Below are 7,646 nucleotides of genomic sequence, written 5' to 3' on the forward strand. Positions count from 1 at the left end.
GCAATGCGGGTGCTGTCCACGCGGCTCATTTGCCCTGCGCCTATGCCGTAAGTCTGACCGCCTTTGCCAAACACAATCGCGTTGGATTTGACAAATTTCGCCACGTTCCACACAAACAGCAAATCTTGCCATTCTTGTTCGGTGGGTTGGCGTTGGGAAACGACTTGCAAATCGGCGCGTGAAATTTGATGAATATCAGGGGTTTGCACCAATAAACCACCGCCCACACGTTTCAATTCAAAACGGTTTGCGCCTGCCTGTAAAGGAATTTGCAATACGCGCACGTTTTTCTTTTCTGCCAAAATCGCCAATGCCTCATCGCTGAATTGGGGCGACATAATCACTTCCATAAATTGATTGTCGGTGATTTGCTTGGCGGTTGCGCCATCTACTTCACGGTTGAACGCGATAATGCCACCAAATGCGCTGGTGGAATCGGTCGCATACGCCAAACGGTAGGCGTTGAGTGGATTGTCGGCAACGGCAACGCCGCAAGGATTGGCGTGTTTCACAATCACACAAGCGGGTTGTTCAAATGCTTTGACCGCCTCCCAAGCCGCGTCTGAATCGGCAATGTTGTTGTATGACAATGCTTTACCTTGCAACTGGGTGTAAGCCGACAGGCTGCCTGAACTGGGGTAAATGTCGCGGTAAAACGCGGCTTGCTGGTGCGGATTTTCGCCGTAGCGCATTTCTTGCACTTTCAGCCAGCTTTGATTGAATTGTTGTGGAAATGCGTTGATTTGTGGTTCGCCAGACAGTTTTTCATCAGAAACGCTGGTCAAATAATTGGCAATCATGCCATCGTATTGCGCGGTGTGGCTGAATGCTTTGCGCGACAAATTGAAGCGCGTTTTGTCGGAAAGGCTGCCTGAATGGTTTTTTAACTCGTTGATGATGTGTTCAAAATCGGCATTGTCGGTAACAATGGCAACGTGTTGCCAGTTTTTCGCGGCGGCGCGTACCATTGTGGGACCACCGATGTCAATGTTTTCAATCGCGTCTTCCAGCGTGCAGCCAGCTTTCGCAATCGTGGCGGCAAAGGGATACAAATTCACGCACACCAAATCAATGTGGTCAATGCCGTGTTCGCGCATGGCGGCGATGTGTTCGTCCAAATCGCGTCTGCCCAAAATGCCGCCGTGAATTTTGGGGTGCAGCGTTTTGACGCGACCGTCCAACATTTCGGGAAAGCCTGTGTAATCTGCCACTTCAATCACGGGGATTTGGGCATCGGCAAGCATTTTTGCCGTGCCGCCTGTGGACAAAATTTCTACGCCCATTTCGTGCAGGGCTTGGGCAAATGGCACAACGCCTGTTTTGTCGGACAGGCTAATCAAGGCACGTTGGATTTTGGGCATTGTGTGTTTCCTTCTCTTGATTTAAATTTACAAAATTCAGTTTCAAATGGGGTTTCAGGCGACCTTATCGTGGTTTTCACAGGCTTCTAATGTGTTTTCCAATAAAGAGGCAATGGTCATTGGTCCTACGCCACCGGGAACGGGGGTAATCCATGCAGCACGTTCTTGGGCGGTTTCAAAAACCACATCACCACATAAACTGCCATCTTCCAAACGGTTGATGCCTACATCAATCACAACTGCGCCAGGTTTTATCCATTCGCCTTGAACCAAGCCTGGTTTACCTACGGCAACGACCACAATATCGCCCTCTGTAATTTCTTGTGATAAATTTTGTGTGAAACGATGACAAACGGTTACGGTTGCACCATGCAACATCATTTCCAATACTTGTGGTCGTCCAACAATATTGGAGGCACCAACAATCACCACTTTTTTGCCTTTGACATTGATGTCATAAGCATCAAGCAGGGTCATAACACCTTTGGGAGTACAGGGGCGCAATAGAGGCATACGCACAGCCAACCGTCCAACATTATAAGGATGAAAACCGTCTACATCTTTATCAGGGACAATGCGTTCAATGATGTTTTGACTGTTGATTTGTGGGGGCAGGGGCAGTTGTACCAGAATGCCGTCTACGGCTGGGTTGTGATTGAGTTCATCTACCAAGTTGAGCAATTCTGCTTCACTGGTACTTTCAGGTAAGTAATAAGAGAATGATTCAAAACCTACTTTGGTACAGGCGGTGTTTTTGTTGCGGACATAAACATGGCTGGCAGGGTCGCTACCAACGAGTATGACTGCTAAACCAGGTGCACGCAATCCTTTTGCTTTGCGTATCGCAACTGCTTGGCTGATTTTTTCTTGCAGATTTTCGGAAACAGATTTGCCGTTGATGATTTTGGCAGCCATAAAGGATTTTCCTTAATTTGAGATAAAATGGTTTGTGAAAATGCAGCAATCAGGCTGCCTGAAAGTGGGTTTCAGGCAGCCCATTATTTTACAGAATTTTAAATACAAAGAAAATCAAGGTATGCAGAATAAATAAGGGGATTAAAATGCCAAATGACCATATCATATAGCCAAAAAAGCTGGGCATGGGTACTTTTTGCTGTTCAGCAATGGCTTTAACCATGAAATTGGGTGCGTTGCCAATGTAACTTAGGGCACCCATAAATACTGAACCCATTGAAATGGCAAGTAAAGTATGAAAGAGTGGGGTATACATGAGTTGTTGAGCATCACCACCCACTATATTGAAAAATACCAAATAGGTTGGAGCATTGTCTAAAAATGCAGACAATAAACCTGTTACCCAAAAATACATGGTGTTAATTGGCTCACCTGCATCATTGTGTACCATGCGGATTAAGCCTGAAAATGCTCCCAGTGCCCCTGCCTGTAAAATTGCCAAAACAGGAGCAATGGTAATGAAAATACCTGCAAACAATTTTGCAACTTCTGTAATGGGTTCCCAATTGAATTCGTTGCCCGATCGAACTTGTTTTGGCGTAATAAACAGAGAAATAAAGGTAATGGTCAATAAAATGGCATCGCGTACCAAATTGGGTAATAAATAAGGTGTACCCCAAATATCAATACCTGGATGTTTAGGCTGCCAAATACCTGATAACAATACAGCGCCTATGATGCCTGCCAAAAGCGTAAAATTCCACTTGCCAAAAATTTGCCACTTTTCTTCTTCGGTAGATGTTGTTTCATTGAACTGAATTTCATCGGCTTGGCTGTAGTAATAGAGGTCAAGTAAATAAAAAACGGTCAATAAAATTATTGAACTGATGATGACGGGCAACATCATGTATTTAACTGTCCACATGAAATCCACACCCTTTAAAAAACCGAGAAATAAAGGCGGGTCACCCAAAGGCGTTAGTCCACCTCCAATATTGGCAACCAAGAAAATAAAAAATACCACAACATGAACTTGATGTTTGCGATTGGCATTGGCACGCAGTAATGGACGAATCAACAACATGGCAGCACCTGTTGTACCCATAATAGAAGCCAACAATGTACCAATCGTCAAAATTCCTGTGTTTAACTTTGCTGAACCATGTAAATTACCCTGAACCAAAATTCCACCCGAAACAGTATAAAGTGCCAACAGTAATAAAATGAATGGAATGTATTCTGCTACCAGCGCATGGGCAATTAAATGCACTGTTTCTGACAAACCATAAGTGAGCATAAACGGTATGAGAAACAACAGCGTCCAAGCCAAAGTGATTTTACCAAAGTGATGATGCCAAACATGTGAAAACAATACGGGTCCAGTTGCAATAGACAGCAAAATTAATGCAAAAGGTATACCCCATATCAAGCTTAAATCCGAACCATCAAATGATGCGGCGTGTACCCATGCTGGCATCAAGAGAAAAAAGGCGGTAATCAGTTTATTTGACATCGTTTTTTCCTTATTATTGGTTATGTGGTTTTGGGATTTTAAACAGTATTTCAACTGTTTGAAATTCATTATAAGAAAAAAAAATCATCTGTACCAGTAAAACACCAAATTAAATGGGGAATACCACTTATGCCCAAATAACCAAACAGGCTGCCTGATAGTTTTCAGGCAGCCTGTTTTTGAAATAATGAAATTCAAACTCAATCTTCACCAGCAAACGACAACAACAATTGCAATAAACTACTAAATAAATTATAGATTGAGATAAAAATGGTTAATGCAGCACTAATATAACTGTCTTCTCCACCTTCTAATACGGTACGAATTTGCCACATAATCATCAAAGAACTGATAATAACAAACACCCCAGAAATCGTCAGCGATAAAACAGGCATTTGTAAGAATAAATTAGCAACGACTGCAATCATACTGACAATCACACCAATCATCAGAAAACGCCCCAACGCATTGGTATCAAATGATAATTTACGAGACAATGCTGCCATCGTGAAAAATACCGCAGCCGTCATAACGGCAGCAATGGCAACCAACTGACTGCCATTACTGAACATACTACTGTATTGCAACAAAGGACCAATCAAAATGCCCATACCAAATGTAAATACCATTAACAAAGCCACACCAGCTTTGCCATAACGGTTTTTTTCAATGGCAAAGCACATACCATAGAAAAATGCAAATGTGATACCAATGGCAATCCAACGATTGCCAATCATTGCCAAGGGATTAAATGCCATACTGACAAACGCACCTGCCGCAGCAGGCAGAAATGATAATGCCAGCAGATTATACGTTTTTTGCAATAAAACTTCTTGAGATGAAACTTCTTTACCAATATGTGTGTAATCTTGCATTCCGTTTTGCATTTGTATTGTCCTTAAAAATTAAAAAAAAAAAATTGATATTCAACAAAACTGTTTTGAGCCTTAAATTAAGTACATCCTTTAAACAGAAATTTAAGTATAACAGTTATACATTTAAAATGTAAATTTGTTTTGCTATGCCCATTGATATTGTGTTAAATAATTTAACATAATATTGATTATGCGAATCATCTAAAGATAGAAAACCTAAAACACCTTTATTTCTGTGTTAACTTTAATTCAAAAAAATCCCATTTATTTTCACTTAATCTACAGTTTTATTACCTGTAATCATTTCTTGTAATTTTTCTGCTTGTAGAATTTTAATGTGTTTATGTTCTACTGAAATTAAACCTTCTTGGTTAAAGCGTGATAAAGTGCGACTGACTGTTTCCAATTTCAAACCCAGATAGCTACCCATTTCTTCGCGTGACATACGCAAGATAAAATCATAAGCGGCAAAACCGCGTGAACTTAAACGGTCAGACAAGTTCAATAAAAATGCTGCCAATCTTTCTTCTGCACGCATATTACCCAATAACAACATGATATTTTGGTCACGCACAATTTCACGGCTCATTAAACGAAAAAAATGCATATTTAACGATGGTAAATGATGGCTTAATTCCTCTAAACGTTCAAAAGGCAATTCACATACTTCGCTGTCTTCTAAAGCTACTGCATCGGTAATGTAACTGCCGTTACTGATACCGTCCATTCCCATTAATTCGCCAGACATAAAAAAGCCTGTAACTTGGTCGCGACCATCTGGAGTATTAACCGAAGTTTTAAAAAAGCCCGTACGAATAGCAAAAAGCGAGGTAAAGTGTCCACCAGCATGAAATAGGTACTCACCTTTTTTTAAGCGGCGACTTTGGCGGATAACTGCATTCAGTTTGTCAAAATCTTCGGACTGTAATCCCACAGGCAAACACAATTCTTTTAATGAGCAGTTTGAACATAGGGGTTTAACAATGGGAATTCTGGGCATAAGAAGTCATAAAGTCCTACGAAAGTTGTATAATGGTGGCAAAATTGATGCTTATCAAATCCTGCGTAATAAACTGTAATCTATTTTAACAAAATTTGTCCTAGAACAAAACATCAAACTTGAAGCCTTACTATGAAAACCATACCACTTATTGTAACCGAACACACCGTTTTTGACCGCGAACTCATTGCCAGTTTACCTGCCAGCGGTCCACGTTACACATCTTATCCCACTGCTGACCGTTTTCACGCTGATTTCAGGCAGCCTCAATACGTTGACATATTGGAAAAAACATTAAGAAACAATGAAAAACCTGTTTCTCTATATGTTCATATTCCATTTTGCAATGTAATTTGTTATTACTGTGGCTGCAATAAGGTTATTACTAAAGACACCAGCAAAGCCGATATTTATCTGGATTATTTGACAAAAGAATTCACCCTACTCGCGCCACATTTATACGGTAAACATAAATTGGCACAACTACATTTTGGTGGTGGGACACCCACATTTTTAGATGATGCACAATTAGAACGGGTATTCCAACTTATTGAGCAACATTTTGAATTGATGCCTGATGGGGAATATTCCATTGAAATTGACCCTCGCAAAGTGAGCCGTGAAAGCGTGTTTAAACTGGCAAAATTGGGTTTTAACCGCATGAGTGTTGGTATTCAGGATTTTGACCCCAAAGTTCAGGCAGCCGTGAACCGTATTCAGACGCTCGAAGAAACTCGTGAAGTGATTGACGCTGCTCGTGAAGCGGGCTTCAAATCCATTAGCGTGGATTTGATTTATGGTTTGCCACATCAATCGGTTCAAAGCATTAAACCTACTTTGGATACCGTGTTATCTGAACTTTCTCCAGACCGCTTGGCTTTGTATCACTATGCACATTTGCCACATATTTTTAAACCTCAGCGACGCATTGATACTGAAGCTGTACCGTCTAGCGAAGAAAAATTGGACATTTTGCAATATACGGTACAGCTTCTAGATGAGAAAGGCTATGTATTCATTGGTATGGATCATTTTGCTAAACCTGAAGATGAGTTAGCAATCGCACTCAAAGAAGGTCGCTTACAACGTAATTTTCAAGGCTACTCTACTCATGCCGATTGCGATTTGATTGCCGTTGGTGTGTCCAGTATCGGCAAAGTAGGTAATACATACAACCAAAACCAACGCGATTTGGAGGATTACTATGCTGCTTTGGATAGTGGTCAATTACCGATTATGCGTGGCTATGCTTTAAATGAAGATGACTTACTGCGTCGTGACATTATTCAAGATTTAATGTGCCGTTTCGCTCTTAATTTTGATGACCATCTCCACAGGCTGCCTGAAATCATAAAAGAAAAATATTTAACACAAACTGAAAGCATATCACTTATTAGACACTATTTTGCAGCGGAGCTTGCTGACCTTGAGCAATTAGCGGAGCGTGGTTTGGTATTGATTGATGATAATGGCATTCGCGTTACACCTAAAGGGCGATTCTTAATCCGCAATATTGCTATGGTATTTGATTACCATCTGCGCCATAAAGAGACACAAGCCACTTATTCCAAAACGGTTTAAATCCATAAAAAATCCTGAAATTAATGTGTATTTCAGGATTTTTTGCGTTTGTGGATTTATTTTGACAATATGATTGAATCAATGCCATTTTCTTTCAAACGTATTACGGCTTTATTCGCTTCATTGTGATTGGTTGTTGCTACAACAGTACGATAAATAATTCGCCCGTTTGCATGATGTCCCATTTTAATTTGCGCATCATAAATACCCAATAATTTGGCTTTGCCAATTTGCTGCTGTGCCAAAGCTTCGTTTTTAAATGCACCAAATTGCACTTCCATACCTGCAGCTTGCACCTCTGAATAAGCAAAGTTATTTGCCATTTTTAATGCAAATATCTTTCACATTTTTTTTATCATTTTCATACCTTAAATGATATGGTGATTTCAAACTAAAATAGG

7 protein-coding genes are annotated in these 7,646 nt (G+C 40.6%); 1 reads left to right on the forward strand and 6 read right to left on the reverse strand.

Features of this window, described 5'->3' with window-relative positions; all coding sequences use genetic code 11:
• From purH to fnr, 5 genes are all read right to left on the reverse strand, one after another.
• Nucleotides 1–1,361: bifunctional phosphoribosylaminoimidazolecarboxamide formyltransferase/IMP cyclohydrolase (purH, locus tag Q4B82_RS08930; RefSeq protein ID WP_303066110.1), on the reverse strand; the 1,361-nt coding region annotated here is incomplete at its 3' end.
• 54 nt (nt 1,362–1,415) lie between these two features.
• The gene (gene folD, locus Q4B82_RS08935) at nt 1,416–2,276 is read right to left on the reverse strand and encodes a bifunctional methylenetetrahydrofolate dehydrogenase/methenyltetrahydrofolate cyclohydrolase FolD (RefSeq protein ID WP_303066111.1); all 861 of its coding nucleotides are present in this window, start codon (nt 2,274–2,276) and stop codon (nt 1,416–1,418) included.
• A gap of 88 nt (nt 2,277–2,364) precedes the next feature.
• Nucleotides 2,365–3,789 carry a sodium:proton antiporter gene (locus Q4B82_RS08940; protein WP_303066112.1) on the reverse strand — a complete coding sequence of 475 codons (1,425 nt, stop codon included), beginning with the start codon at nt 3,787–3,789 and terminating at the stop codon, nt 2,365–2,367.
• 200 nt (nt 3,790–3,989) lie between these two features.
• Nucleotides 3,990–4,676 carry a Bax inhibitor-1 family protein gene (locus tag Q4B82_RS08945; RefSeq protein ID WP_303066113.1) on the reverse strand — a complete coding sequence of 229 codons (687 nt, stop codon included), beginning with the start codon at nt 4,674–4,676 and terminating at the stop codon, nt 3,990–3,992.
• Nucleotides 4,677–4,938: 262 nt separating this feature from the next.
• Nucleotides 4,939–5,664, reverse strand: coding sequence for a fumarate/nitrate reduction transcriptional regulator Fnr (gene fnr, locus Q4B82_RS08950; RefSeq protein WP_303066114.1), 726 nt, complete (start codon nt 5,662–5,664; stop codon nt 4,939–4,941).
• A 132-nt stretch (nt 5,665–5,796) separates the two neighbouring features.
• On the opposite strand from fnr, the gene hemN reads away from it, so the two are divergent.
• Complete coding sequence (hemN, locus tag Q4B82_RS08955) at nt 5,797–7,245, forward strand: oxygen-independent coproporphyrinogen III oxidase (RefSeq protein WP_303066115.1); 1,449 nt, start codon at nt 5,797–5,799, stop codon at nt 7,243–7,245.
• A gap of 56 nt (nt 7,246–7,301) precedes the next feature.
• On the opposite strand, the gene Q4B82_RS08960 is transcribed toward hemN, so the two are convergent.
• A complete protein-coding gene (locus Q4B82_RS08960; protein WP_303066116.1) occupies nt 7,302–7,568 on the reverse strand; it encodes an SPOR domain-containing protein in 267 nt (88 codons plus the stop codon).
• Between the last annotated feature and the right edge of the window lie 78 nt (nt 7,569–7,646).

Source organism: Alysiella sp. (assembly GCF_030525755.1).
Lineage (GTDB): Bacteria > Pseudomonadota > Gammaproteobacteria > Burkholderiales > Neisseriaceae > Simonsiella.

Bases quoted from the DNA above. Each gene is read 5' to 3' on its own strand.
- folD (WP_303066111.1), bottom strand. From the start codon at position 2,276: ATGGCTGCCAAAATCATCAACGGCAAATCTGTTTCCGAAAATCTGCAA.
- Q4B82_RS08940 (WP_303066112.1), bottom strand. From the start codon at position 3,789: ATGTCAAATAAACTGATTACCGCCTTTTTTCTCTTGATGCCAGCATGG.
- Q4B82_RS08945 (WP_303066113.1), bottom strand. From the start codon at position 4,676: ATGCAAAACGGAATGCAAGATTACACACATATTGGTAAAGAAGTTTCA.
- fnr (WP_303066114.1), bottom strand. From the start codon at position 5,664: ATGCCCAGAATTCCCATTGTTAAACCCCTATGTTCAAACTGCTCATTA.
- hemN (WP_303066115.1), top strand. From the start codon at position 5,797: ATGAAAACCATACCACTTATTGTAACCGAACACACCGTTTTTGACCGC.
- Q4B82_RS08960 (WP_303066116.1), bottom strand. From the start codon at position 7,568: ATGGCAAATAACTTTGCTTATTCAGAGGTGCAAGCTGCAGGTATGGAA.